Source organism: Blautia acetigignens (assembly GCF_025566865.1).
Taxonomy (GTDB): domain Bacteria; phylum Bacillota; class Clostridia; order Lachnospirales; family Lachnospiraceae; genus Blautia_A; species Blautia_A acetigignens.
Genome location: NZ_JAOQJM010000013.1, coordinates 81573 through 106976, shown reverse-complemented (window position 1 = coordinate 106976; position 25404 = coordinate 81573). Strand labels below are relative to the sequence as shown.

Sequence of the window (25404 nt, the reverse complement as noted above, 5' to 3'; positions counted from 1 at the left end):
AAGAAAAAAAGAAAGGCGGAAAAACTATGAGTGCAAAATACGAAGCTTATATAGAATCCGAGGCGGACGGCCTTGATATTTCCGTTCTGGCAGTGGTTCCGGACGAGACGCCTTACCGGGGAATCCTGCAGCTTGTTCACGGCATGAGCGAATACAAGGAGCGTTATCTTCCATTTATGGAATACATGGCAAAGAGAGGCTATGTATGCGTGATCCACGACCACAGAGGCCATGGGAAAAGCGTCCGCGCCATGGATGACCTTGGTTATATGTATGGCGGCGGTGCAGATGCCATTCTGAAGGATATTGAGGTGGTGAACCGGGAAATGCACCAGCAGCTTCCGGATCTTCCCTTGATCCTGTTCGGTCACAGCATGGGTTCCCTGGCAGTCAGGGCTTTTGCAAGGGATCATGATGACTGCATGGATATGCTGATCATCTGCGGTTCCCCAAGCAAAAATACAGCAAGGCCATTAGGGGTGGCACTGGCCCATGCGGAGAGCACTGTTTTCGGCCCGACTCACAGAAGCCATGTGATCGAGGCCTTGTCCTTTGGCGGAAATGTAATGCGTTTTCGTAAGGACCAGAACTGTACCTCCTGGATCTGTGCCAATAAGGCAGCAGCACAGGAGTATTCCGATTCTGAGCTGTGCGGCTTTACTTTCACAGACGATGGCTACCTGGCACTTTTCGAGCTGATGAAGCGAGCCTACGATGTGAAGCACTGGCACTGCACAAAGCCGAAAATGCCTGTGCTTTTTGTAAGCGGCGCAGACGATCCCTGTATGATCAATGTGCGCCATTTCGCAAAAGCAGTGCAAGATATGCGCCACGCAGGTTATCTGGACGTAAAAGGCAAGCTCTATCCGGGCATGCGCCACGAGATCCTCAATGAGACTGATAAGAAACGGGTTTATCACGATATTGCATTCTACATAAGGAAAAAAGGCTTCTGATAAGAAGAGCACCTGTTCAGAAGCGTTAAGGAATGGGAGAAAACAGAAAATCAATGTTTTGCATAGAAAAATCCATTTGGAGCATAATGAGGATATAAGAGGCAACGACGAAAGAGGTTTATTGGAAAATGGAGATTTCTATGAGAAAAAGAGGCTGGATTTTGCTGCTTGTCCTGCTGTGCGTGGCTTTTCTGATCAGCTGCGGCAAGGATACAGAGCCGGATGAGGCAAAAGGTGAACTGGTGAGAACGGAACAGGAAGGGTACCCTATGGTGCTCTTCCTTTTTTACTGACAAAAACAGAAAAATTTTCGAAAATGCTTCTGCCAGATTGCAATATGTGCCTAAAAAACTTATGGCAGTGCCGCGTAAGCGTACTACAAACTTAAAAAATTACAATATCACCCTGTTAAAGTTTAAAAAGTTACTTGCCTAAAGCGAACGAAGATGCTATAATTTTTTTCATATCTTATTAAAAATGAATCCTGGTCAGAAATTAAAGAAGGAAAGATTTCAACCAGGTGAATTAAGGAGGAAAAATGGGAAAGTACTTTGTAAAAAGACTGGGAATGGCAATCCTGACGATCTTTCTGGTAGCCTGTCTGACATTCCTGCTGATGAATGCTGTACCGGGAAGCCCATGGCTCAGTGAAAAGACACCTTCTGAAACCACACTTGCAGCACTGAATGCCAAATACGGACTGGACAAGCCAGTTTATGTACAGCTGTTTATGTATCTGAAAAATATTCTTCACGGTGATTTCGGCGTATCTCTTAAGATGCAGAAGAACCGTGCAGTTCTTGACATTATTGTGGATATGTTTCCGGTATCTGCCAAGGTAGGTGCGCTTGCGCTCCTCTGGGCGATCCTGGTAGGCGTACCTCTTGGATGTCTTGCAGCATTTAAGCGCGGCAAGCTTACAGACAGTATCCTTCGCGTGATCTGTACACTTGGAATTTCCATGCCAAGCTTTGTTGTGGCATCTGTTCTTCTGGTTACACTTACTGGAAACAATGCACTGAATCTGTTTCCGTCTATTTTTGACCCGTCACAGGGATGGCGCGCCTATGTGCTGCCCTGCTTTGCGCTTGGATTTTATCCGATGTGCTACACAGCCCGCCAGACACGTTCTGCCATGCTGGATTCTTTAAGCCAGGAGTACATTAAGACAGCCCGTGCCAAGGGTCTGAAAAATAAAAAGATCATTTTCAAGCATGCCCTGAGAAATGCCCTGATTCCGGTTATTACATACTTAGGACCGCAGGTAGCCTTCACTCTTTGCGGCGGTTTCGTTGTAGAGAGCGTTTTCTCTATCCCGGGACTTGGACGTTACTTTGTACAGTCCATTCAGAACCGTGACTATCCGGTTATTATGGGAACCACTATTTTCCTGGCAGCATTTATTATTCTGATGAACCTGGTTGTAGACCTCCTCTATAAGGTAGCTGACCCGAGAATCAGCCTTACGAAAGGAGGAGAATGATCGTGACAGAAGATAAGAAAATCAAGAAATGTCCGGTTAGTCTTCAGCCGGATATTGAGAATCTCCTTCAGGATCTGACGCCGGATGATTTTGCATCTGCTTCCAGACAGGAGAAGGATGATTTCATTCAGGACCGCCAGAGCGTATCCTACTGGAAGGATGCCTGGAGAAGACTGAAAAAGAATGCAGTAGCTATGGTTGCACTTGGTGTGATCGTGTTCCTGTTTTTATTTGCTTTTGTGGGACCTCTTCTGATTCCCTATGGATATGATGAGTTTAACAAGGGTGCTGAGAATCTTTACCCATATCACTATACTTTAGAAGATCAGCAGCGTGTGAATGATGAGATTGCCGCAAGAACTCAGTCTGATGTGGTCGATGTAGATGAGATGATCGCACAGGCGAAGGCTGAAGCAGAGAAAAAAGGTGAGAAATTTACAAAGAAGGACGAAGCCGTTATCCGTGCGAAGGCAAAAGTTGCTGCAAAGCCGGCAGATTCTTCTTCTGAAGATCAGAGCGTAGATGAGGATTCCGTCCGTAAGGAGCTTGGAATTAAAAAGCATATTTTCGGCTATTCTCAGGCTGAGCTTGAGCGTAAAGCAAATGGGGAAAACGTATTTCCTCATGTATTTGGTACTGATATGTATGGCCGTGACATTCTGGTCCGTGTTATGTATGGCGCCAGAGTTTCCATGTCCGTTGGTGTGTTTGCCGCTATTCTTGTACTTGTGATCGGTGCTCTTTACGGAGCAATTTCTGGTTATTGCGGTGGTAAGGTTGACGCAGTAATGCAGCGTATTGTAGAGCTTATTTATGCGGTTCCTGAGATGCTTGTTGTTCTTTTGATTGCCACTGCACTGAAGCCGATTCTTACTGACTATGTAAACTCTGCAGGAACCAGTCCTTTGAAATCCTTTGTTAATGTTCTTGGACCTAATCTGATTTCCATGTTCATTGCCTTTGGTCTTCTGTACTGGGTAACCATGAGCCGCATTATCCGCGGTCAGGTGCTTCAGCTGAAGCAGCAGGAATATGTAACCGCAGCCAGAGCACTTGGCGCATCGGGCGGCAGAATCATTCGTCGCCATCTGCTTCCAAACTGTATCGGACAGATCGTTGTTACTACCTGCCTGCAGATTCCTTCTGCTATTTTCCTGGAGTCCTTCTTATCCTATCTTGGTGTTGGTGTCTCTGCACCGCTTCCAAGCCTTGGCTCCATGGCAACAGATGCATTAAGTGGTATGTACACCTATACTTACAGATTGATTGTGCCTTCTGTGATCCTGAGCATTATGATTCTTGCCTTTAATTTATTTGGCGACGGTCTTCGCGATGCTCTTGATCCGAAGCTGAAGAAATAAGAGAGGAGGAGAAAAATGTCTGAACAGAAAAATAAATTATTGGAAGTAAAAGACCTGAAAGTCTCCTTCTTTACTCCGGCAGGAGAAGTAAAGGCTGTTGGTGGTATTTCTTATGATCTTGATTATGGCGAAGTTATGGGCGTGGTTGGAGAATCTGGTTCTGGAAAGAGCCAGGAAGCATATTCTATTATGGGGCTTCTTCAGTCACCAGGTAAGGTAATCGGAGGATCTATCACCTTCGAGGGAAAGGATGTCCTTTCTTTTTCAAAAGATGAAATGACTGCATTTCGCGGAAATAAAGTAGCGATGATTTTTCAGAATCCAATGACCTGCCTGAATCCGGTTTACACCATTGGAAACCAGCTGGTTGAGGCTCTTCGTGCCCATGATAAAAAAATCAGTGCAGAAGAAGCACAGAAGCGTGCCATGGAAATGATGGAGCTGGTAGGAATCAACAATGTAGAGAAGCGTATGAAGCAGTATCCTCATGAGTTTTCCGGCGGTATGCGTCAGCGTGTAATGATTGCTATGGGACTGATCTGTCATCCGCAGCTGCTGATCGCAGATGAGCCTACCACAGCACTTGATGTTACCATTCAGGCTCAGATCCTGGATCTGATGAAGAATCTTCAGAAGAAAACAGGAATGGGAATAATTTTTATTACGCACAATCTTGGCGTTGTTGCAGACATCTGTGATAAGGTATCGGTAATGTATGCAGGTAAGATTGTAGAGCAGGGGCCTGTGGATGATATTTTCTATAAGCCTGCTCATCCATATACAAAAGGTCTTCTTCGTTCTATGCCTCGTGTTGATGCCGAGAGCTATGAACGTCTGATTCCTATTGAGGGAACACCAGTTGATATGCTGAATCCACCGGAGGGATGTCCGTTCGCTCCCCGCTGTGAGCACTGCATGAAGATCTGTCTGAAAAAAATGCCTCCTTACGTGGAAGTGGGCGAGAAACATCGTTCTGCCTGCTGGCTTCGTGTTCAGGAGCTTATGAACAAGGAGGGGAAATAATGGCAGAAGAAAAGAAACTTCTTGAAATTCAGAATTTACGAAAATATTTTCCGATAAATGGTGCAAAGGGACCGGTGGTACAGGCCGTACAGGATGTTTCACTTTTTATCAATAAAGGAGAAACACTTGGTCTTGTAGGAGAATCCGGATGTGGAAAAACGACACTTGGAAGAACGATTCTTCGGCTGCATGAGCCTACCGGAGGAAAAATTATTTATGATGGAGAGACCATATACGATAATCCACTTGATAAAGACGGCAAACCTCTTGGAAAAGCAAAAACAGTAAAAATGCTTCCATACAGAAGAAAAATGCAGATTATTTTTCAGGATCCGTCTGCTTCTCTTGACCCACGTATGACTGTCGGCGAGATTATCGGAGAAGCAATTGATATTCACAAGCTTGCCTCCAGCAAAAAAGATCGTGCAGATATGATCAAGGAGCTTCTGGCACAGGTTGGACTAAATACAGAGCACGCAAATCGTTATCCGCATGAGTTTTCCGGTGGCCAGCAGCAGAGGGTTGGTATTGCCCGTGCACTTGCAGTAAAACCGGAATTCATTGTATGCGATGAACCGATTTCTGCGCTGGATGTTTCGATTCAGTCACAGGTGGTAAACATGCTTGAGGATATGCAGGAGCAAATGGGCTTGACCTATCTGTTTATTGCACATGATCTTTCTGTTGTCCGTCATATTTCAAACAGAATTGGTGTTATGTATCTTGGTTCTCTTGTGGAACTTGGAGAAAGCTATGAGCTAAACAGACATCCGATTCATCCTTATACCCAAACACTGCTTTCTGCGGTTCCGGTACCGGATCCAAAGCTTAGCAGAACCCGAAAACGTATTATTCTGGAAGGGGATGTACCTAGTCCTATGAATCCGCCAAGCGGATGCAGCTTCCATACCAGGTGTCCTTATGCTACCGAAAAGTGTAGCCGGGAGACTCCTGTATTCAAGGAACATGAGCCGGGTCACTGGGCTGCATGTCATCTGCTGGATAAGTAAATCATAATTTTGGTATTAGGTTTTCCATAAAGGAGAACTGCTTAATACATGCGTCGGTTCTCATTTCTCATGCGGCGCGAAAAAGCAAAAAAGGAGGAAATGTAATGAGAAGAAAATTTATGTCTATGGCACTTACAGCAGCTATGGTAATAAGCATGGCTGCAACACCGGTATTCGCTGAGGATACAGCAGCTGACGAAGGATTTAACCTGAATCTTTGCATTGCATCTGAACCACAGACTATTGACCCGGCACTGAACTCTGCTGTTGACGGATCAATTATGTGCAACCATATGTTTGAGGGCCTTGTTAAATGGGTAAATGATGGTGAAGGAAATGCCATTACAGCTCCTGGACAGGCTGAGTCCTGGGAAAAGACAGAGAACGAGGACGGTACTGTAACTTACACAGTTAAGCTTCGTGATGGAATTAAGTGGTCTGATGGACAGGATGTAACAGCTGGTGATTTTGTTTATGCATGGCAGCGTCTTGCAAATCCTGAAACAGCAGCAGATTACTGCTATATGATCGATATGGTTCAGGGATATGACGCAGTTGCTGACGGAAGTGCAACACCGGATACCCTTGGAATTAAAGCAGTTGATGATAAGACTCTTGAGATTAATCTTACCTATGACTGCCCATACTTTGAAGAAATCATGGCATTCCCGGCAACCTTCCCGGTTCGTCAGGACATGGTTGAGGGAAGTGACAACTGGACATTTGATCCAAGCACCTACATTGGCAATGGACCTTACAAAATGACAGAGTGGTCTCATAACGCTTACATTTCCATGGAGAAAAATGAGAACTACTACGATTATGACAATCTTGGACCGGATACCATCAAGTTTACTCTTCTTGATGATAACAACGCTATGCTCAAAGGCTACAACAACGGAGAGCTTGACTTCATCGAAAACCTTCCTGTAGATGAGATCCCGACATACCTTGCTTCCGGAGAGCTTGAGATCGGAGACTATCTTGGAACATATTATGTATGCTTCAATACAGAGGATGAGGTATTTTCTGACCCGAATATCCGCAAAGCATTCTCTCTTGTAATTGACCGTAACTACATTGTAGAGAACGTTTCCCAGGCTGGTGAGGTTCCGGCTGACGGATATGTTCCGAACGGTGTAAACGATGCAGCTGGTCCTGGAAGTGATGATTTCCGTACAGTAGGCGGCTCTTACTACAGCATTTCCGAGGAGGATTATGAGAAGAACTGTGAAGAAGCCCGTCAGCTTCTTGCAGATGCCGGATATCCAAACGGCGAAGGCTTCCCAACTGTAGAGTATCTGTACAACACAGCTGATAACCACAAGAAGATCGGTGAGGCTCTTCAGAACATGTGGCAGACAGAGCTTGGCGTAACTGTTAATCTGAACAACCAGGACTGGAACGTATTCCTTCAGAACAGAAAAGATGGAAACTTCCAGATTGCACGTAACGGCTGGATTGCAGACTACAATGATCCTTGCTCCTTCCTGGATATGTGGTACACAGACGGTGGAAACAACGACGCTCAGTACTCCAACCCGGACTATGATGCAGCTATCGATGCAGCAAAAGCTACCTCCGATCCGGCAGAGCGTATGAAAGCATTCCACGAAGCTGAGGATCTCCTTATTGGACAGGACAGCGTACTTGCTCCGATCTACTTCTATACACAGCCATACATGCTCAATCCGGATATTGACGGTATGTACTACACACCACTTGGATACTTCTTCTTCGGTTATACAACCAAGAAATAATCCAGGGAAAATATAAGGTTTTACGCATACGTAAAATACAGCAGGCATTCGGGAATTTTCCGGATGCCTGCGATTTTTTGCAGATGAGGCATCCGTTTTTGGGAAAGTGTGTTATCAATCCGGGTTTATTTATATTGACCGGGGATGCATGGAAGCTGTATAATAAACAGATAATGGTTATTGTAAAAACAGTAACAGACAGGAGGAACACATGATGAGAGCCAGCGGTATTTTGTTGCCGATATCCAGCATCCCTTCCAACTACGGAATTGGATGCTTTTCTAAAGAAGCGTACGCTTTTGTAGATCAGCTTGCAGAAGCAGGACAGAAGTTCTGGCAGATTCTGCCACTTGGACCTACCGGATATGGAGATTCCCCGTATCAGTCCTTTTCCACATTTGCAGGAAACCCTTACTTTATTGACCTGGAGGAGTTTATCCAGAGAGATCTTCTGACAGCACAGGAGTGCGCGCAGTGCGACTGGGGCGGAAGTCTTAGCTATGTGGATTATGAGAAAATCTACCATTCCAGATTTGCCCTTCTTCGCAAGGCCTATCACCGTTTTTACCAGATGGATACAAAGAAGAAAGAGCTTGAGCTGCTCCGTGAGGAGATGGAGGCTTTTGAGAAGGAGCAGGGCTTCTGGCTGGAGGATTACTGCCTGTATATGGCAGTGAAGGACAGCCTGGAGGGCATTTCCTGGAATGAATGGCCGGAAGAGCTTAAGACCAGGAAGCCGGAGGCACTGGCAAAGGCAAGACAGGTGCTGAGGGAGGATATCAGCTTTTATGCATTCCAGCAGTTCTGGTTCTACCGCCAGTGGAGCCAGCTGAAAAAATATGCCAATGACAGGGATATCCGGATCATTGGAGACCTGCCCATTTACGTTGCCTTTGACGGCGCAGATGCATGGGCAAACCCGGATCTGTTCCAGTTTGATGAGGACGCTGCGCCGGTAGCTGTGGCAGGATGCCCGCCGGATGCTTTTTCCGCAACCGGACAGCTGTGGGGCAATCCCCTTTATAACTGGGATTACCATAAGAAAACAGGCTATAAGTGGTGGATTCTTCGCATGTCCCATTGTATGAAGCTGTACGATAAGGTGCGTATCGACCATTTCCGCGGCTTTGATGAGTACTGGGCAGTTCCTTATAAGGATGAGACTGCTGAGAATGGAAAGTGGGAGAAAGGACCGGGAATTGAACTGTTTAAGGTTCTGGAGCAGAATATTTCCAATCTGGATGTGATCGCAGAGGATCTTGGCTTCCTTACCGATACGGTAAGAGAGCTTCTTGCAGATTCCGGCTACCCGGGCATGAAGGTGCTGCAGTTTGCCTTTGACGAGAGCGGGGAAAGCGTTTATCTGCCTTTCCGTTATGAGAGCAATTGCGTTGTCTATACAGGAACCCATGACAATGAGACCACCAAAGGCTGGCTGGAAGGACTTTCCAAGTCCAATCTGGATTATGTGAAACGGTACATTGCATGCGAGAATAAGGATGCAGATGCGTGCGTCTGGGGACTGATCCGTGCTGCCCAGTCAAGTGTGGCTGAGCTTTGCGTGATCCCGCTGCAGGATTATCTCTGCCTTGGAAATGAGGCAAGAATGAACACGCCTTCTACTTTAGGCGATAACTGGAAATGGCGTCTCAGAAGAGGACAGCTGACCGATGAGGTAATCGGGCAGATCAAAGCCATGACCAAATTATACGGAAGAACTCAGGAGTATAAGAAGAAATGAAAAGGCTGATTCGATTTTTGAAGGGCTATGAGAAGGAGAGCTTTCTGGCACCTTTGTTTAAAATGCTGGAGGCTACCTTTGAGCTGATCGTGCCTCTGGTTGTTGCAAATATTATGGATATCGGTATTAAGAACCAGGATAATGCCTATATCTGGCATCAGTGCGTGATCATGGTACTGCTTGGCGTGATCGGACTTGTGTGTGCGCTTACGGCCCAGTATTTTTCCGCGAAGGCTGCCATGGGATTTAGTACGGCCCTTCGTAAGGAAATGTTTGCCCATATCAGCAAGCTTTCCTACAGGGAATTAGACCAGCTTGGAACCCCGACCCTTGTGACCAGGATCACCAATGACGTAAACCAGGCACAGACAGGTGTCAACATGGTGCTTCGTCTGTTCCTTCGCTCCCCCTTTATTGTTGTGGGTGCGGTGATCATGTCCTTTACCATTGACTGGAAGATCGGACTGATCTTTTTGATCGCAGTGCCGCTGATCTCGGTTGTGATTTATGCGATTATGCGAACCACCGTTCCCATTTACAAAAAGGCACAGTCCTCCCTGGACCGCATTTCCCTGATCACCAGAGAGAACCATGTAGGTGCCAGAGTGGTGCGTGCTTTTGGAAGACAGCAGGAAGAGTATAAGGAATTTTCCCAGGTAAATGATGATTACACCAAGGTTCAGGTGACAGCAGGTAAAATTTCCGCGCTTTTAAATCCTGCAACTACTGTAATCATGAACTTTGCCATTATCGGAATCCTGTGGTATGGAAGCAAGGAGGTTTCCATCGGTACCCTGACACAGGGTGAGGTGGTTGCCCTTGTAAACTATATGAACCAGATCCTGATCGCTCTGATCGCACTTGCCAACCTGATCGTGGCAGTTACCAAGGCTATGGCTTCTGGCGTGCGTCTTAACGAGGTTCTGGATACACAGCCGTCTCTTACAGATGAGGGCAGCAGCACGCAGCAGGAGAAGGCGAAAGCAGACAGAGTTGCATTTGAGGATGTAAGCTTTACCTATGCAGGCAGCAAGGAGCCTGCACTTTCCCATATTTCCTTTACTGCAAAGCCGGGTGAGACCATCGGTATCATCGGAGGTACCGGATGCGGAAAGTCCACACTTGTGAACCTGATCCCCCGTTTTTATGATGCGTCTGAAGGAAGTGTGGTAATTGACGGAAATAATGCAAAAGAATATCCATTTTCCCAGCTTCGTAAAAAAGTGGGAATGGTGCCGCAGCAGGCAGTTCTGTTTAAGGGAACCATCCGCGACAATATGAAATGGGGCAAGGAGGATGCCACTGAGGAAGAAATTCAGCGCGCCCTTTCCATTGCACAGGCAAGTGATTTTGTAAACAGCAAGCCGGAGGGGCTGAACACTATGGTAAGCCAGGGCGGCGCCAATTTATCCGGCGGCCAGCGCCAGCGTCTTACCATTGCAAGAGCACTGGTGGGAGATCCTGAGATCCTGATCATGGATGACAGTGCTTCTGCCCTTGATTTTGCTACAGATGCAGCCCTTCGTCATGCGATTCACCAGCAGACCAAGGGAATGACCGTATTTATTGTTTCCCAGAGAGCAACCTCCATCAAACAGGCAGACAAGATCCTGGTTCTGGATGATGGGGAGCTGGTAGGCGTGGGAACGCACAAAGAACTTATGGAATCCTGTGAGGTTTACAGAGAAATTTGTCTGTCACAGCTTTCCGAGCAGGAGGTGAACCGCTGATGGGAAAGAATAAAGATACCATGAAAAGGGTGTTGAAGTTTATCAGCCCTTACAAAGCAAAGATCATTATTATGCTTCTGACAGCGCTTGTCACAGTTGGTTTTACTTTGTATACACCGATTCTGATTGGTAATGGAGTGGATAATATTGTTGGTCCGGGAAATGTAAATGTGGCAGGACTTCTGAAGGTTCTTGGCACGCTTGCGGTGGTTGTTATAGGAAATGCAGTTTCCCAGTGGGTGATGAACCTTCTGACCAACCAGGTCACCTACAGCGTGGTACAGGATGTAAGAAGCCAGGCATTTGCCCATCTTCAGGAGGTTCCGGTATCTTATATCGATGCCAACCAGCCGGGAGATATTTTGAGCCGTATCGTGTCTGATGTCAGCCAGTTTTCCGACGGACTTCTTATGGGATTTACCCAGCTGTTTACCGGTGTGCTGACGATTTTTGGAACCATTGGATTTATGCTTTCCATCAGTGTGAAGATCGCGGTGATCGTTATTTTGCTTACCCCGATTTCCCTGTTTGTGGCAAGCTTTATTGCGGGCAGAACCTTCCGCATGTTCCAGGAGCAGTCTGAGAAAAGAGCCGAGATGACTTCCATTGTGGAGGAGCTTGTGGGAAATCAGAAGATCGTGCAGGCTTTTTCCTATGAGGAGAGAGCGAATGAGCGTTTCGGCAAGGTGAATGAGGAGCTTCGGGTCTGCGGTATTAAGGCAATCTTTTTCTCCTCAATTACCAACCCGTCCACACGTTTTGTGAATGGACTGGTTTATACGGCAGTTGGAATTTTCGGTGCGTTTACCGTTATCAGGGGCGGCATGACAGTGGGACAGCTTACCAGCTTTCTGAATTATGCCAACCAGTATACCAAGCCGTTTAATGAGATTTCAGGCGTTGTGACGGAGCTGGAGAATGCCCTTGCCTGTGCCAAGAGACTGTTTGACTTTATTGATACTCCGGTACAGGAGCCGGATGCGCCGGGTGCTGTGGAGCTGAAAAAAGCAGACGGAAGAGTGAATGTGGAGAATATTTCTTTCTCCTACAGAAAAGAGGTTCCGCTTCTTACTGATATTTCTATTGATGTAAAGCCGGGACAGAGAATTGCCATTGTAGGACCTACCGGATGCGGTAAGACGACTATGATCAACCTGTTGATGCGTTTCTACGATGTGGATAAGGGACAGATCCTGGTCAGCGGACATCCGGTAAAGGAGCTGACCCGTGACAGCTTGAGAAGAAACTTTGGTATGGTGCTTCAGGAGACCTGGCTGAAGGCTGGAACCATCCGTGAGAACATTGCTTACGGCAAGCCGGATGCTACTCTTGAGGAGGTAATGGAGGCTGCCAGGCATGCCCATGCCCACAGCTTTATCAAGCGTATGCCAAATGGCTACGATACAGTGATCTCTGAGGGCGGCGGAAATATTTCCCAGGGACAAAAGCAGCTTTTATGTATTGCAAGGGTTATGCTGATGCATCCTGCAATGCTGATCCTGGATGAGGCGACTTCTTCTATTGATACCCGTACAGAGGTGAAAGTCCAGAAGGCTTTTGCAGAGCTGATGGAGGGAAGAACCAGCTTTATTGTTGCCCATCGTCTCTCTACCATTCAGGAGGCTGACCTGATCCTGGTTATGAAGGATGGAAATATTATTGAGCAGGGCAAGCATGAGGAACTGTTAGCGAAGAAGGGCTTCTATGCGAACCTGTATGAGAGCCAGTTTGCAGTGTCTTAATATGAGAGTGCGGTGATTTGTCTGGCAGATCATCAAATTTCGAACAGATGGTATCTGCAAAAAAGAACGGAGGATGTAGGATGGGAGATTTCGAAAACAGAAATCGTGAGGGGAAAATAAAAGAAAATACAGCGGCAGCTGCTTCCGATGAGAAGGCAGGCGGGGAGAATCCCAAGAGCGGGGTTCCCCTGCGCACTTACTTGATCATGATACTGGCAGGGGCTTATGTGGCTTATCTTGGCGTGTCCCTTTGCCAGGGCGTGATGAAAGGCGCAGAGGGCAGCAGCCCGGGATTTATGGTGGCTGGCGTTGTGTTTATTGTGCTGGGCGTGATTTTCGTGATCAATGGAATCCGCGGCAGCTTAAAAGTCAGCAAAGCGCAAAAAGAGCAGGCGAATGCTGAGAACGCGCAGCAGGCACAGGGCGTTGCCGACGAAAGCACATCTGCGGCAGCCGCCTCGTCACAGATGAAAAACAGTACAGAGTCTGGCAAAAAGATGTCCATCGCAGACCGCGCCAACCTGGTAAGCAAGCTGGGGGATGCGCAGGAGGATGAGGAAGAGAAATAAGAAGTCTCATTGGCCTAGAGCGTGCCCCAAAAATCATTCCCGCAATCTGCACGCCCCACTTTGCGGTATATTTTGCCCGAATTCAGTTGCCGTAGCCCGCTACGGCGCCCTCATCCGAACAAAATCTTCCACAAATTGTGACGTACATCTCGCAGAAAGCCTTTTGGGAGCACGCTCTAGCCCTCCTTTCCGACTGATTCCCTTACGGGTTTCTATGTAATCAGAGGGTCACAGTCCAAATTGTAAAAATTCAAAAAAGAGGAAAGATTCCATAATTACGTGGAATCCTTCCTCTTTTTTGATATTGTGGTATGTTTACCGGCGTTTTTTGCTGCTGGGGTTGTGGGTGGTGGACCAGCAGAAGGCCTGCACAAGCAGGATTCCGATGGCGGCACCGCTGCTGTCAATGCACACATCTCTCACAGAAGGACCGCGTCCATTCACAAAAGACTGGTGATATTCATCAAGACCTGCAAAGCCTACGCAGACCGCACCAGCCAACAGAATCAGCCAGATGCCCCTCACCCCGTACACATAAAGGGGAAAAGAGATGGCAATGGCAAGAATACAGTACTCTGTCATGTGCGCTGCTTTTCTTACGTAAAATTCGATGGAACTTGCGGAATAGGCAAGCTCTGTCTCCGTTTTGTTTTCGTTTAGAACTTCATTCTTTGTCTCTACAATCTGGTAGCTGACTTCATAGCTTAGGGCACCAGACACCTCCCCTGTCTGGGCTGAAAATGAATAAATCAGATACATCATCAGAATTGCAGGAAGAAAAGAAAGAGGTTTCAGTAAATGGATTAAAATTTTCTTCATGGGGTCTACTATAACATGGGATTGAGGGAATGTAAAGAAAAAAGGTAATTTACCCGAAGTCTCTAAAACCTTGTTATTTATGAGAATCTATGCTAAAATTGGTGAAGCATTGAGTGAAGAACGTGATGAAACAGGAGGAAAAGGACAGGCATGAGTTTAGCAGATAATATATTTATCGATATGTGCAAGGATGTAATTGAGAACGGAACCAGTACGGAAGGGGAAAAGGTGCGCCCGGTATGGGAGGACGGTACTTCCGCTTATACCATCAAGCGTTTCGGTGTGGTGAACCGTTATGATCTGAGAAAGGAATTCCCGGCGCTGACCCTTCGAAAAACTGCGCTGAAAAGTGCCATGGACGAGATCCTGTGGATCTGGCAGAAGAAATCCAACAATATCCATGATCTTCACAGCCACATCTGGGACAGCTGGGCAGACGAGGACGGTTCCATTGGAAAAGCCTACGGCTATCAGCTGGGCGTGAAGCACCAGTACAAGGAAGGCATGATGGACCAGGTGGACCGCGTCCTCTACGATCTGAAGAACAATCCCTACAGCCGCAGAATCATGACCAATATTTATGTGCATGAGGATCTCCATGAGATGAATCTGTACCCCTGTGCATATTCCATGACCTTTAATGTGACAAAGGAGCCGGGAAAGGACAAGCTTACCTTGAATGCCGTCCTGAACCAGCGTTCCCAGGACATTCTGGCTGCAAACAACTGGAATGTGTGCCAGTATTCTATTCTTCTAATGATGATTGCCCAGAGCTGTGACATGGAGGCCGGAGAACTGGTGCATGTGATCGCAGACTGCCATATTTATGACAGACATATCCCGGTAATTAAGGAACTGATTTCCAGAACCCCTTATCCGGCACCAACTGTGAAGCTGAATCCGGATGTGAAGAATTTCTATGATTTTACTACAGATGATCTGATAGTAGAGAACTATCAGACCTGGCCGCAGATCAAGAATATTCCCATTGCAATTTGAGCATGGAATAGGAAACTGAGTTTGTATAAAGGAGATTATAAGTAATGAAAATTATCGTAGCAGCAGATAAAAACTGGGGAATTGGAAAAGACAACAAGCTTCTGGTAAGCATTCCGGCAGACATGAAAATGTTCCGTCAGGAAACCACCGGAAAGGTATGCGTCATGGGGCGAAAAAACCTGGAAAGCTTTCCAGGAGGACTTCCCCTTAAGAACCGTACTAATATTGTACTGACCCACAATCAGAATTACAAGGTAAAGGACGCAATCATTGTTCATTCCATCGAGGAACTGTTAGAAGAATTGAAAAAATACAATGCAGAAGATGTTTACTGCATCGGCGGTGACACCATCTACAAACAGCTTCTTCCATATTGCGACGTGGCACAGGTGACCAAAATTGATTTCGCCTACATTGCAGACAGCTATTTCCCCAATCTGGACGAAGACCCGGAATGGCATGCAGCAGCCGAGAGCGAAGAGCAGACCTATTTTGACCTGGAGTACAAATTTGTACGTTACGAGAGAAATAAATAAAAGATGGAATTTGTCATACGGCATATAAAAAAATCCGGCACTTTCAAGAATGAAAATGCCGGATTCTTTATGTGCTGTGTAAAATTCATATCCTCAGATACGAAAATGCAAATTCCGGAAAAATTACTCGATTACCTTCAGCCATCCCTCTGGAGCCTGGATGCGGCCCATCTGGATTCCGGTAAGTGTCTCGTACAGCTTCTTGGTGATCGGTCCCATTTCGTTCATGCCGCTTGGGAAGCAGATCTCTTTGCCGTGGTCAACAATCTTTCCAACAGGAGAGATAACAGCAGCAGTACCGCAAAGACCGCACTCTGCGAAGTCTTTTACTTCATCGAAGTATACTTCTCTTTCCTCTGCCTCAAGTCCAAGGTATTCCTTGGCAACATAGATCAGGGAACGGCGTGTGATGGATGGAAGGATACTGTCAGACTTCGGTGTTACAACCTTGCCGTCCTTTGTTACGAACAGGAAGTTGGCTCCGCCTGTCTCCTCAACTTTAGTACGTGTCTTGGAGTCAAGATACATGTTCTCATCGAATCCGTTCTTATGAGCATCTACGATTGCGTGAAGGCTCATTGCATAGTTAAGGCCTGCTTTGATATGTCCGGTTCCGTTCGGTGCAGCACGGTCGAAATCGCTGACACGGATTGTGATCGGCTTAGCGCCGCCTTTGAAGTATGGTCCAACCGGTGTGGTGAATACACGGAACTGATACTCGTTCGCTGGCTTAACACCGATAACAGCGTCGCTTCCGAACATGTACGGACGTACATATAAAGTAGCGCCTGATCCGTATGGCGGTACATATGCAGCATTTGCTTTAATTGTCTGAACAACTGCGTCAACAAAACGGTCTTTCGGGAATACCGGCATCTCCAGTCTTGCTGCGGAGTGCTCCATACGCTCTCCGTTCAGGTCAGGACGGAAAGTAACGATACGTCCGTCTTCTGTGGTGTATGCTTTCATACCTTCAAAAACAGTCTGTGCGTACTGAAGTACACCTGCGCACTCGCTGATAGTAACAGTATCATCTGTGGTCAGGCCACCCTCATCCCAGGCACCGTTCTTGTAGTTGGATACATAACGATAGTCTGTTTTTACATAACCAAAGCCCAGGTTGCCCCAGTCAATGTCTTTTTTCTCCATAACAATTTCCTCCTAGCGTGGTTTCTTGGGGTAGATTCTGAATGTGAATCCACAACGTTTTTACCATTGTAAAACTTTTACGTGTGAAATTCAATGGGAAAAGTAGATTTTTCAGTTTTTTCCTGTGAAAAAGTTGGGGAAAAGGATCTGGAGCGTGTTTATATTTTATGCTGTCTTGTTTTTTTAGAGGGATTTTTGTATAATGAAAGGACAGGCGTTATGGAATAAAATATCCGGAGGAAAAAATGGGATATCACGAATTAGATGAGCTTGGAGAAAAAATCCAGGACATCATTGACAGTGCAATCAATGAGAAGAACTACCAGAAACTGAACCAGACCATTAATCAGACTGTAAATAAGGCAATCGACAATGGAAGCGAGGCGCTGCGGGATGCCCTGAACAATACATTTGGCGGGAACAGTGGCAAATACACCAATTACCGCACCGGAAGCTCTTACGATTACAGACAGAACCGTACCTGGGATTTTCAGAAGAACCAGACGGGCACAGGCCAGAAAGAACGTTCAGAAGCATGGAATTACACACAGAGAAATTCAGGCAGCAGCCAGAAGCCGGAACTTCCTGCCCTATACATGCCAACTAACGGCATTAAGGTGAAAGGAATCCTGAAAACCGTGTTCGGCGGCATTCTCACTGGAACCATGGGAATAGGGCTTATGGTCAGCCTGATCGGAATGGGGATCTTCGGCGTGGGAACGGGAGGCATGGTGATCACCGGAATCTTCGGTGCTTTTACCGCAGCGGGCGGCGTGCTTCTTGGCAATGGCTGCAGCAATCTTGCAGGCCTGAAGCGCCGCAGCAAATACATTCGGGCACTTGGAGACCACACCTACTGTGATTTCCGAAATCTGTCCCTTGCTGTTGGCAAGCCTGTGAAATTTGTAAAAAGAGACATTAAGAAAATGATAGACAAAGGCTGGTTTCTGCAGGGACATGTGGATACCCAGGAGACCTGCCTGATCACCAGCAATGAGACATACGACCAGTACGTAAGCACTCAGAAGCAGTTGGAAGAAAGAAAACGCCAGGACGAAGAGCGGGCGAGCCATGAGGCAGAACTTCAAAAGCAGGCAGATGCAAAAGCCCGGAAGGAAGCTGAGGCAAAAGAAAGAGAACGGGCAGAGATTTCCCCGGAGGTACAGCTGGTTCTGGATAAAGGCAATGACTTTCTGGAGAAGATTCGCCGCAGCAACGATGCCATTCCAGGAGAAGAAATCTCCAGGAAGATCTCCAGAATGGAGCTGATCGTCCAGAAGATTTTTGAGCGTGCCAAGGCACACCCGGAGATCATTCCAGATCTGAACCGACTGATGGATTATTACCTGCCGATGACGGTGAAGCTTCTGAATGCCTATGAGGACATGGATAGCCAGCCCATACAGGGAGAGAATATTGCTTCTTCCAAGAAGGAGATTGAGGACACCATTGACACATTGAACGTTGCGTTTGAGAAGCTTCTGGATTCTGTGTTTGAGGATACGGCAATTGACGTTTCCAGCGACATTTCCGTGCTGAACACCGTACTTGCCCAGGAGGGCCTGACAGAAGACGAGCTTACCCGCATGAGACGGGAAGCGAAAGAGAAGGCATAAAAGAAAATAGAACCATATCAGGATACAGCTGCAGATCATCAGGAAATCTGCACATAAGGAGGATATCATGGGAGATGAATTGAAAGGCTTTGAAGAAACTGCACCTACACTGACACTGGAACCGGATCTTGGGGAGGCGAAGCCAGCAGCCCCTGCAGTGCCGGAAGCAGAAGCTGTGAAAAAAGAGATGGAGCAGACCATTCTTACCCCAGAGGAACAGCAGATGGTAGACAGCTTTGCACAGAAAATCGACATTGAGAACACCAACCAGATCCTTCAGTACGGAGCTGGAACCCAGAAGAAGATGGCTGATTTTTCCGATGCAGCCCTTGAGAATGTGCGCACACAGGATCTGGGCGAAGTAGGGGAGCTGATCACACAGGTGGTAGGCGAGCTCCGTGACTTTGACGCCACAGAAGAGGAAAAAGGCTTCCTTGGCTTTTTCAAAAAGCAGGGAAACAAGATCGAGAATATGAAGAACCGCTATGCCAAGGCAGAGGTGAATGTGCAGAAGATCACCACTTCCCTTCAGGACCACCAGATGCGTCTGATGAAGGATTCAGCAGTTCTTGAGAAAATGTACGCCCAGAACCTGAACTACTATAAAGAACTGACCATGTACATTCTGGCAGGCAAGCAGAAGCTGCAGGAGGTACGCGAGGGCAAATTAAGAGACTTAGAGGCCAAGGCAGCAGCCAGCGGACTTCCGGAGGATGCACAGGAAGCCAAGGATCTGGACAGCAAGTGCAACCGTTTCGAGAAGAAGCTTCATGATCTGGAGCTGACCAGAACCATTTCCCTGCAGACTGCGCCCCAGATCCGTCTGGTACAGAACAACGACACGCTTATGGTAGAGAAGATCCAGACTACTATTGTAAATACCATTCCGCTGTGGAAGAGCCAGATGGTTCTTGCGCTTGGAATCGCCCATTCCACAGAGGCAGCCCAGGCCCAGAGACAGGTAACCGACCTTACCAACGAGCTTCTGAAAAAGAATGCCCAGGCCCTTCACCTTGCATCCACAGAGACAGCCAAGGAATCCGAGAGGGGAATTGTGGACATTGAGACCTTGAAGCAGACCAACCAGGAGCTGATCAGTACACTGGATGATGTGATGAAGATCCAGAAGGAAGGCCGCATCAAGAGACAGCAGGCAGAGGTGGAAATGCGCAGAATGGAAGACGAGCTTAAGAATAAACTGTTGGAGATCCAGCACTGAAAACAATAGGGGTGTCTGTCAGATTACGGCATCCCTTTCGTGCCCTTTAGATATAGGAGGAAAAATATGTACAGAGACCATACAAAAGTAATACAGATTGGAAACAAAAAGATCGGCGGAGGCAATCCCATTCTGATCCAGTCCATGACCAATACCAAAACAGAAGATGTAGAAGCAACAGTAGCCCAGATCCTTGCCCTGGAGGCAGCAGGCTGCGACATCATCCGCTGTGCAGTGCCGACCATGGAAGCTGCCAGGGCGCTGAAGGAGATTAAGAAGCAGATTCATATTCCCCTGGTTGCAGACGTTCATTTCGACTACCGACTTGCCATTGCGGCCATGGAGAACGGCGCAGATAAGATCCGCATCAATCCGGGAAACATTGGAAGTACAGAGCGGATCAAGGCTGTAGTTGACGTGGCAAAGGAACGGAATATCCCCATCCGTGTTGGTGTAAACAGCGGTTCCCTTGAGAAGGAACTGGTGGAGAAATACCACGGCGTTACTGCAGAGGGTCTGGTGGAGAGCGCACTGGACAAGGTACACATTATTGAAAAGCTTGGCTATGACAATCTGGTGATCAGCATCAAATCTTCTGACGTTATGATGTGTGCCAAAGCTCACGAGCTGATCGCAAAGCAGACCAGCTATCCCCTTCATGTGGGAATCACAGAGGCGGGAACCCTTTACTCCGGAAACATCAAGTCTGCCATCGGACTTGGAATCATTTTATACCAGGGAATTGGAGACACTATCCGCGTATCCCTGACAGGCGCACCTCTTGAGGAAGTGAAAGCAGCCAAGCGGATCCTGAAAACATTAGGGCTTCGCAAAGGCGGCGTAGAGGTAGTATCATGTCCCACCTGCGGCCGAACCCAGATTGACTTGATCGGCCTTGCCAACAAAGTGGAAACTATGGTTCAGGATATCCCTCTTGATATCAAGGTAGCCGTTATGGGCTGCGTGGTAAACGGACCGGGAGAAGCCAAGGAAGCGGACATTGGAATCGCAGGAGGCGTCGGCGTGGGACTGCTGATCAAAGACGGCGAGATCGTAAAAAAAGTGCCGGAGGATCAGCTTCTGGATACCCTGCGGGAAGAGCTAATGAACTGGGAAAGCAAAGAACAACAGTGATTAAAGGTGAAGACTTTATAAATGGAAAAAGAATTTTTTGATGTATTTCCAAACTTAAAACTGAAACAGGAACTAAGTGAGCTTCTGGAAGAGGTAATCGTCACCAAGGTAGCGTGCAACGCAGCCAAAACTTGTGTGCGCGTCTATTTGAGAAGCGACCGCTGGATCCACAAAAAGCATATTTTCAGCCTGGAAGAGCAGATCAAAAGACAGTGCTTCCCGGGGCTTGAGGTATCTGTGAAGGTCATTGAGAAGTTTCATCTGTCCAGACAGTACACGCCGAAGAACTTTCTGGACACCTATCGTTCCAGCATGGAACTGGAGCTTCGCAATTACAACATGCTGGAATACAACCTGTTCAAGCAGGCACAGATTACCTTCCCGGAGGAGGATTGTCTGCACATGGTACTGCCGGATTCCGTCATCGCCAGACAGAAAAGCGAGATCCTCATCGAGTATCTGCACAAGATTTTCTGCGAGCGCTGCGGTATGGACCTGAAGGTTTCCCTGGATTATGTGGAAACTGAGGAGAGCAAATACCGCAGAAATGCGGCAATCCAGATCCAGCAGGAAGTGGCAAATGTGCTGAAGTATGCCAAGCTTTCCGAGGCTAATAAAGCGGCAGAAGCAGAAACTGCAAAAGAGGAAAAAGAGGGCAAAAAGGCAGAAAAAACCCCAGCAGCAAAGCCGGAGAAAAAGCAGGAGGCTGCACAGGAGAAGAAATCCTTCGAGAAAAAGCCATTCGAAAAGAAGGGCAAATGGGGAGATTTCCGCGGCGGTTACCGCAAGGACCCCAACCCGGATGTTATATATGGAAGGGATTTCGAAGGCGAGCCCATTCCTCTTGAGAGTATTGTCCAGGAGATGGGCGAGGTCATTGTCCGCTGCCAGGTTATGGAAGTGGAAGCGAGGGAAATACGAAACGAGAAAACTATTCTGATTTTCCCGGTTACAGACTTTACCGATTCCATCACAGTAAAAATGTTCCTGCGCAACGAGCAGGTGCCGGAAGTAACAGAGCATGTGAAAAAAGGCGCCTTCCTGAAAATCAAGGGCGTCACCTCCATCGACCGTTTCGACAGCGAGCTTACCATTGGTTCCATTTCCGGAATCAAGAAGATTGCAGATTTCAGAAGCGCCAGAGTGGACACCAGTCCTCAGAAGCGAGTGGAGCTTCACTGCCACACCAAGATGAGCGACATGGACGGCGTCACAGAGGCGAAAGCTCTGGTAAAGCGTGCCTATGAGTGGGGACATCCTGCCATTGCCATCACAGACCACGGTGTGGTACAGGCATTCCCTGAGGCAAACCACTGCTTTGATGCCTGGGGCGGCTGTGTGCCGAAGGACTCCAAATTCAAGGTGCTTTATGGTATGGAGGCGTACCTTGTAGATGATCTGAAAGGTATGGTAACCAATCCCAAGGGCCAGGCGCTGGACGGCAGATTTGTTGTCTTTGATATTGAGACCACCGGATTTTCCCCGCTGACCTGCAAGATCATTGAGATCGGCGCGGTTCTGGTGGAAAATGGCAAGATCACAGACCGTTTTTCCACCTTTGTCAACCCCCAGGTGCCCATTCCATTTCGAATTGAACAGCTGACCAGCATCAATGACGGCATGGTCATGGACGCACCCACTATTGAGGAGATTCTGCCTAAGTTCCTGGAATTCTGCGAAGGGGCGACTATGGTAGCCCACAACGCGGATTTCGATATGAGCTTTATTATAGAGAACTGTAATCGCATGGGCATCCCTAATGATTTTACCTATGTAGACACGGTGGGCATGGCAAGATTTCTTCTGCCTGCATTGAACCGTTTTAAGCTGGACACCGTAGCCAAGGCGGTTGGCGTGTCATTGGATCATCACCACCGTGCGGTAGACGATGCGGAATGTACGGCACGCATATTTGAGAAATTTGTGGGAATGTGCGCGGATAAGGACATTACCGATGTCAACCAGCTCAATGAGCAGGGAAAAATTTCCCCGGATACCATCAAGAAGCTGCCTACCTACCATGCGGTTATTTTCATGCGCAACGAGACCGGGCGAATCAATCTGTACAAGCTGGTAAGCCAGTCCCACATCAAATATTTTAACCACAGGCCCCGTGTGCCGAAGAGTGTTTTTGAGGCGCACCGGGACGGACTTCTCATCGGAAGCGCCTGCGAGGCGGGAGAGCTTTACCAGGCTCTGCTTCGAAATGCGCCGGAGCAGGAGATCGCAAGGCTGGTGAGCTTCTACGATTATCTGGAAATCCAGCCTCTTGGAAACAATATGTTCATGATCGAGGATGAGAAGAACGACACCATCCATTCCAAGGAAGACCTGATCGAGATCAACAAGAAGATCGTGAAGCTTGGCGACCAGTTCCATAAACCTGTAGTGGCCACCTGCGACGTGCATTTTATGGATCCCCAGGATGAGATTTACCGACGGATCATTATGGCAGGAAGCGGCTTCAAGGATGCGGACAATCAGGCACCGCTGTATCTTCGTACCACAGAAGAAATGCTGGAGGAATTTTCCTATCTGGGAAGTGAGAAGGCAGAGGAAGTGGTAATTACAAATACGGTGAAGATAGCGGATATGATAGAGAAAATGTCACCGATCCATCCGGACAAGTATCCGCCGGTCATCGAGAACTCTGACCAGGATCTGAAGGACATGTGTTTCCAGAAGGCTCACGAGATGTACGGGGAAGTGCTTCCGAAGATCGTGGAGGACCGTCTTGACAAGGAACTGAACTCCATTATTTCCAATGGATATGCGGTGATGTACATCATTGCCCAGAAGCTGGTGTGGAAATCCAATGCGGACGGCTATCTGGTTGGATCCCGAGGTTCCGTAGGATCTTCCCTGGCAGCCACCATGTCCGGTATTACGGAAGTAAATCCGCTGCCGCCTCATTATCTGTGCCCCAATCCGGAGTGCAAGTACAGTGATTTTGACTCGCCGGAGATCAAGGCATTTGCAGGTATGGCAGGATGCGACATGCCAGACCGGATCTGCCCGAAGTGCGGCACCAAGATGACCAAGCAGGGCTTTGATATCCCATTTGAGACCTTCCTTGGTTTCAAGGGAGACAAGGAGCCTGATATCGACCTGAACTTCTCAGGAGAATATCAGTCTAATGCCCATCATTATACAGAGGTTATATTCGGAAAAGGCCAGACCTTCAAGGCCGGTACTATCGGTACTCTTGCGGATAAGACCGCATTCGGATACGTGAAGAATTATTTTGAAGAGCGGGGACAGCACAAGCGTTCCTGCGAGATCAACCGTATTGTCCAGGGCTGCACCGGAATCCGGCGAAGCACAGGACAGCACCCGGGAGGTATTATCGTACTTCCCATGGGAGAAGAAATCGAGAAATTTACCCCGGTTCAGTATCCGGCCAACGATTCCAGCAGTGGATTTATCACCACCCATTTTGATTACCACTCCATTGACGGAAACCTTCTGAAGCTGGATATACTGGGACACGATGATCCCACCATGATCCGTACCCTTGAGGATATGACAGATTTAAATGCCAGAGAGGTTCCCCTTGATGACAAGGCGGTCATGTCTTTGTTTGCCAGCACCGAAGCTCTTGGAATTAAGCCGGAGGATATTGGCGGCTGCAAGCTTGGCTGCCTGGGAATTCCGGAGTTTGGTACTGATTTCGCCATGCAGATGCTTGTGGATACCAAGCCGAAATATTTTTCCGACTTGGTACGTATTGCCGGACTTTCCCACGGTACAGACGTGTGGCTGGGAAATGCCCAGACCCTGATCGAGGAAGGAAAGGCAACCATTTCCACTGCAATCTGTACCCGAGATGACATTATGATCTATCTCATCGGCCAGGGTGTGGAGAGTGGTCTTGCGTTTACCATTATGGAAAGTGTCCGTAAGGGAAAGGGCCTTCGTGACGAGTGGATCACCACCATGAAGGAACACGGCGTTCCAGACTGGTACATCTGGTCCTGTAAAAAGATCAAGTACATGTTCCCGAAAGCCCACGCGGCCGCCTACGTTATGATGGCGTACCGAATTGCCTGGTTCAAGGTATTTCAGCCGCTGGCTTATTATGGGGCATATTTCAGTATCCGTGCCACAGCCTTTTCCTATGAGCTGATGTGCATGGGAAAAGAAAAACTGGAATTTTATATGGCTGAGATCCGAAAGAAGGGAGACTCTGCCTCCAAGAAGGAGCAGGATACCCTGAAGGATATGCGTATTGTCCAGGAGATGTACGCCAGAGGCTATGATTTCATGCCCATTGATATTTACCGGGCAAAGGCCCACCGTTTCCAGATCATAGAGGGCAAGCTAATGCCGTCCATTGATTCCATAGAGGGTCTTGGAGACAAGGCAGCAGATGCTGTGGTGGATGCCGCTGTACAGGGAAGATTCCTTTCCAAGGATGATTTCCGCGACCGCACCAAGGTCAGCAAGACTGTGATTGATTTAATGGATAAATTAGGACTGTTCGGAGATATCCCACAGTCCAACCAGATTTCACTGTTTGATTTTACAAGTAATGTTGGATAACTGCTTTTACAGATA

The 25404-nt window shown here is 47.6% G+C and carries 19 protein-coding genes and 2 pseudogenes; 18 read left to right on the top strand and 3 right to left on the bottom strand.

The features are described from left to right. Nucleotides 1-26 precede the first annotated feature (26 nt). The 11 genes from OCV70_RS14370 to OCV70_RS19405 all read left to right on the top strand — a co-directional run bounded on the left by OCV70_RS14370 (nt 27) and on the right by OCV70_RS19405 (nt 13375). The gene (locus tag OCV70_RS14370) at nt 27-956 is read left to right on the top strand and encodes an alpha/beta fold hydrolase (protein WP_021924952.1); all 930 of its coding nucleotides are present in this window, start codon (nt 27-29) and stop codon (nt 954-956) included. 140 nt (nt 957-1096) lie between these two features. After that, the gene (locus tag OCV70_RS14365) at nt 1097-1249 is read left to right on the top strand and encodes a hypothetical protein (protein ID WP_021924953.1); all 153 of its coding nucleotides are present in this window, start codon (nt 1097-1099) and stop codon (nt 1247-1249) included. Between the two features lie 245 nt (nt 1250-1494). Beyond that, entirely contained in the window at nt 1495-2439 is a 945-nt protein-coding gene (locus OCV70_RS14360; RefSeq protein ID WP_021924954.1) for an ABC transporter permease, read from the top strand. 2 nt (nt 2440-2441) lie between these two features. Further along, entirely contained in the window at nt 2442-3800 is a 1359-nt protein-coding gene (locus OCV70_RS14355; RefSeq protein ID WP_173766720.1) for an ABC transporter permease, read from the top strand. Between the two features lie 15 nt (nt 3801-3815). Continuing rightward, nucleotides 3816-4823 carry an ABC transporter ATP-binding protein gene (locus tag OCV70_RS14350; RefSeq protein WP_021924956.1) on the top strand — a complete coding sequence of 336 codons (1008 nt, stop codon included), beginning with the start codon at nt 3816-3818 and terminating at the stop codon, nt 4821-4823. Continuing rightward, nucleotides 4823-5833 carry an ABC transporter ATP-binding protein gene (locus tag OCV70_RS14345; RefSeq protein WP_173766718.1) on the top strand — a complete coding sequence of 337 codons (1011 nt, stop codon included), beginning with the start codon at nt 4823-4825 and terminating at the stop codon, nt 5831-5833. The genes OCV70_RS14350 and OCV70_RS14345 overlap by 1 nt, the downstream gene beginning before the upstream one ends. 104 nt (nt 5834-5937) lie before the next feature. Then, complete coding sequence (locus OCV70_RS14340; protein WP_173766716.1) at nt 5938-7593, top strand: peptide ABC transporter substrate-binding protein; 1656 nt, start codon at nt 5938-5940, stop codon at nt 7591-7593. A 214-nt stretch (nt 7594-7807) separates the two neighbouring features. Further along, nucleotides 7808-9334 (top strand): 4-alpha-glucanotransferase, encoded by a 1527-nt coding sequence (gene malQ / locus OCV70_RS14335; RefSeq protein WP_173766737.1) that lies wholly within the window; start codon nt 7808-7810, stop codon nt 9332-9334. Beyond that, nucleotides 9331-11064 carry an ABC transporter ATP-binding protein gene (locus tag OCV70_RS14330; protein WP_117854132.1) on the top strand — a complete coding sequence of 578 codons (1734 nt, stop codon included), beginning with the start codon at nt 9331-9333 and terminating at the stop codon, nt 11062-11064. Before malQ ends, OCV70_RS14330 begins: the two co-directional genes overlap by 4 nt. Further along, nucleotides 11064-12806, top strand: coding sequence for an ABC transporter ATP-binding protein (locus tag OCV70_RS14325; protein WP_173766714.1), 1743 nt, complete (start codon nt 11064-11066; stop codon nt 12804-12806). The genes OCV70_RS14330 and OCV70_RS14325 overlap by 1 nt, the downstream gene beginning before the upstream one ends. A gap of 80 nt (nt 12807-12886) precedes the next feature. Next, nucleotides 12887-13375: a hypothetical protein gene (locus OCV70_RS19405; RefSeq protein ID WP_173766711.1), complete on the top strand. Its 489-nt coding sequence runs from the start codon at nt 12887-12889 to the stop codon at nt 13373-13375. A 22-nt stretch (nt 13376-13397) separates the two neighbouring features. Here the strand turns inward: OCV70_RS19405 and OCV70_RS20225 are convergent. After that, nucleotides 13398-13526, bottom strand: a pseudogene (locus OCV70_RS20225) (DUF6783 domain-containing protein); the annotation flags it as partial. On the opposite strand from OCV70_RS20225, the pseudogene OCV70_RS19870 reads away from it, so the two are divergent. Next, nucleotides 13464-13595: pseudogene (locus OCV70_RS19870) on the top strand (DUF6783 domain-containing protein); the annotation flags it as partial. The pseudogenes OCV70_RS20225 and OCV70_RS19870 overlap by 63 nt on opposite strands. A gap of 95 nt (nt 13596-13690) precedes the next feature. Here the strand turns inward: OCV70_RS19870 and OCV70_RS14315 are convergent. After that, nucleotides 13691-14194 (bottom strand): VanZ family protein, encoded by a 504-nt coding sequence (locus tag OCV70_RS14315; RefSeq protein WP_173766709.1) that lies wholly within the window; start codon nt 14192-14194, stop codon nt 13691-13693. Between the two features lie 150 nt (nt 14195-14344). On the opposite strand from OCV70_RS14315, the gene thyA reads away from it, so the two are divergent. Beyond that, complete coding sequence (thyA, locus tag OCV70_RS14310; protein WP_021925155.1) at nt 14345-15193, top strand: thymidylate synthase; 849 nt, start codon at nt 14345-14347, stop codon at nt 15191-15193. A gap of 44 nt (nt 15194-15237) precedes the next feature. After that, nucleotides 15238-15729 (top strand): dihydrofolate reductase, encoded by a 492-nt coding sequence (locus OCV70_RS14305; RefSeq protein WP_173766707.1) that lies wholly within the window; start codon nt 15238-15240, stop codon nt 15727-15729. 123 nt (nt 15730-15852) lie between these two features. Here the strand turns inward: OCV70_RS14305 and OCV70_RS14300 are convergent, their stop codons facing one another. Further along, a complete protein-coding gene (locus OCV70_RS14300; RefSeq protein ID WP_021924281.1) occupies nt 15853-16878 on the bottom strand; it encodes a branched-chain amino acid aminotransferase in 1026 nt (341 codons plus the stop codon). A gap of 245 nt (nt 16879-17123) precedes the next feature. Between OCV70_RS14300 and OCV70_RS14295 the strand changes: the two genes are divergently transcribed. The 4 genes from OCV70_RS14295 to OCV70_RS14280 all read left to right on the top strand — a co-directional run bounded on the left by OCV70_RS14295 (nt 17124) and on the right by OCV70_RS14280 (nt 25389). Then, complete coding sequence (locus tag OCV70_RS14295) at nt 17124-18494, top strand: 5-bromo-4-chloroindolyl phosphate hydrolysis family protein (protein ID WP_117854113.1); 1371 nt, start codon at nt 17124-17126, stop codon at nt 18492-18494. Between the two features lie 67 nt (nt 18495-18561). Further along, complete coding sequence (locus OCV70_RS14290) at nt 18562-19713, top strand: toxic anion resistance protein (protein ID WP_117854110.1); 1152 nt, start codon at nt 18562-18564, stop codon at nt 19711-19713. Between the two features lie 66 nt (nt 19714-19779). Further along, entirely contained in the window at nt 19780-20847 is a 1068-nt protein-coding gene (gene ispG / locus OCV70_RS14285) for a flavodoxin-dependent (E)-4-hydroxy-3-methylbut-2-enyl-diphosphate synthase (protein ID WP_021924278.1), read from the top strand. Between the two features lie 21 nt (nt 20848-20868). Then, entirely contained in the window at nt 20869-25389 is a 4521-nt protein-coding gene (locus tag OCV70_RS14280) for a PolC-type DNA polymerase III (protein ID WP_117854108.1), read from the top strand. Nucleotides 25390-25404: the final 15 nt, after the last annotated feature.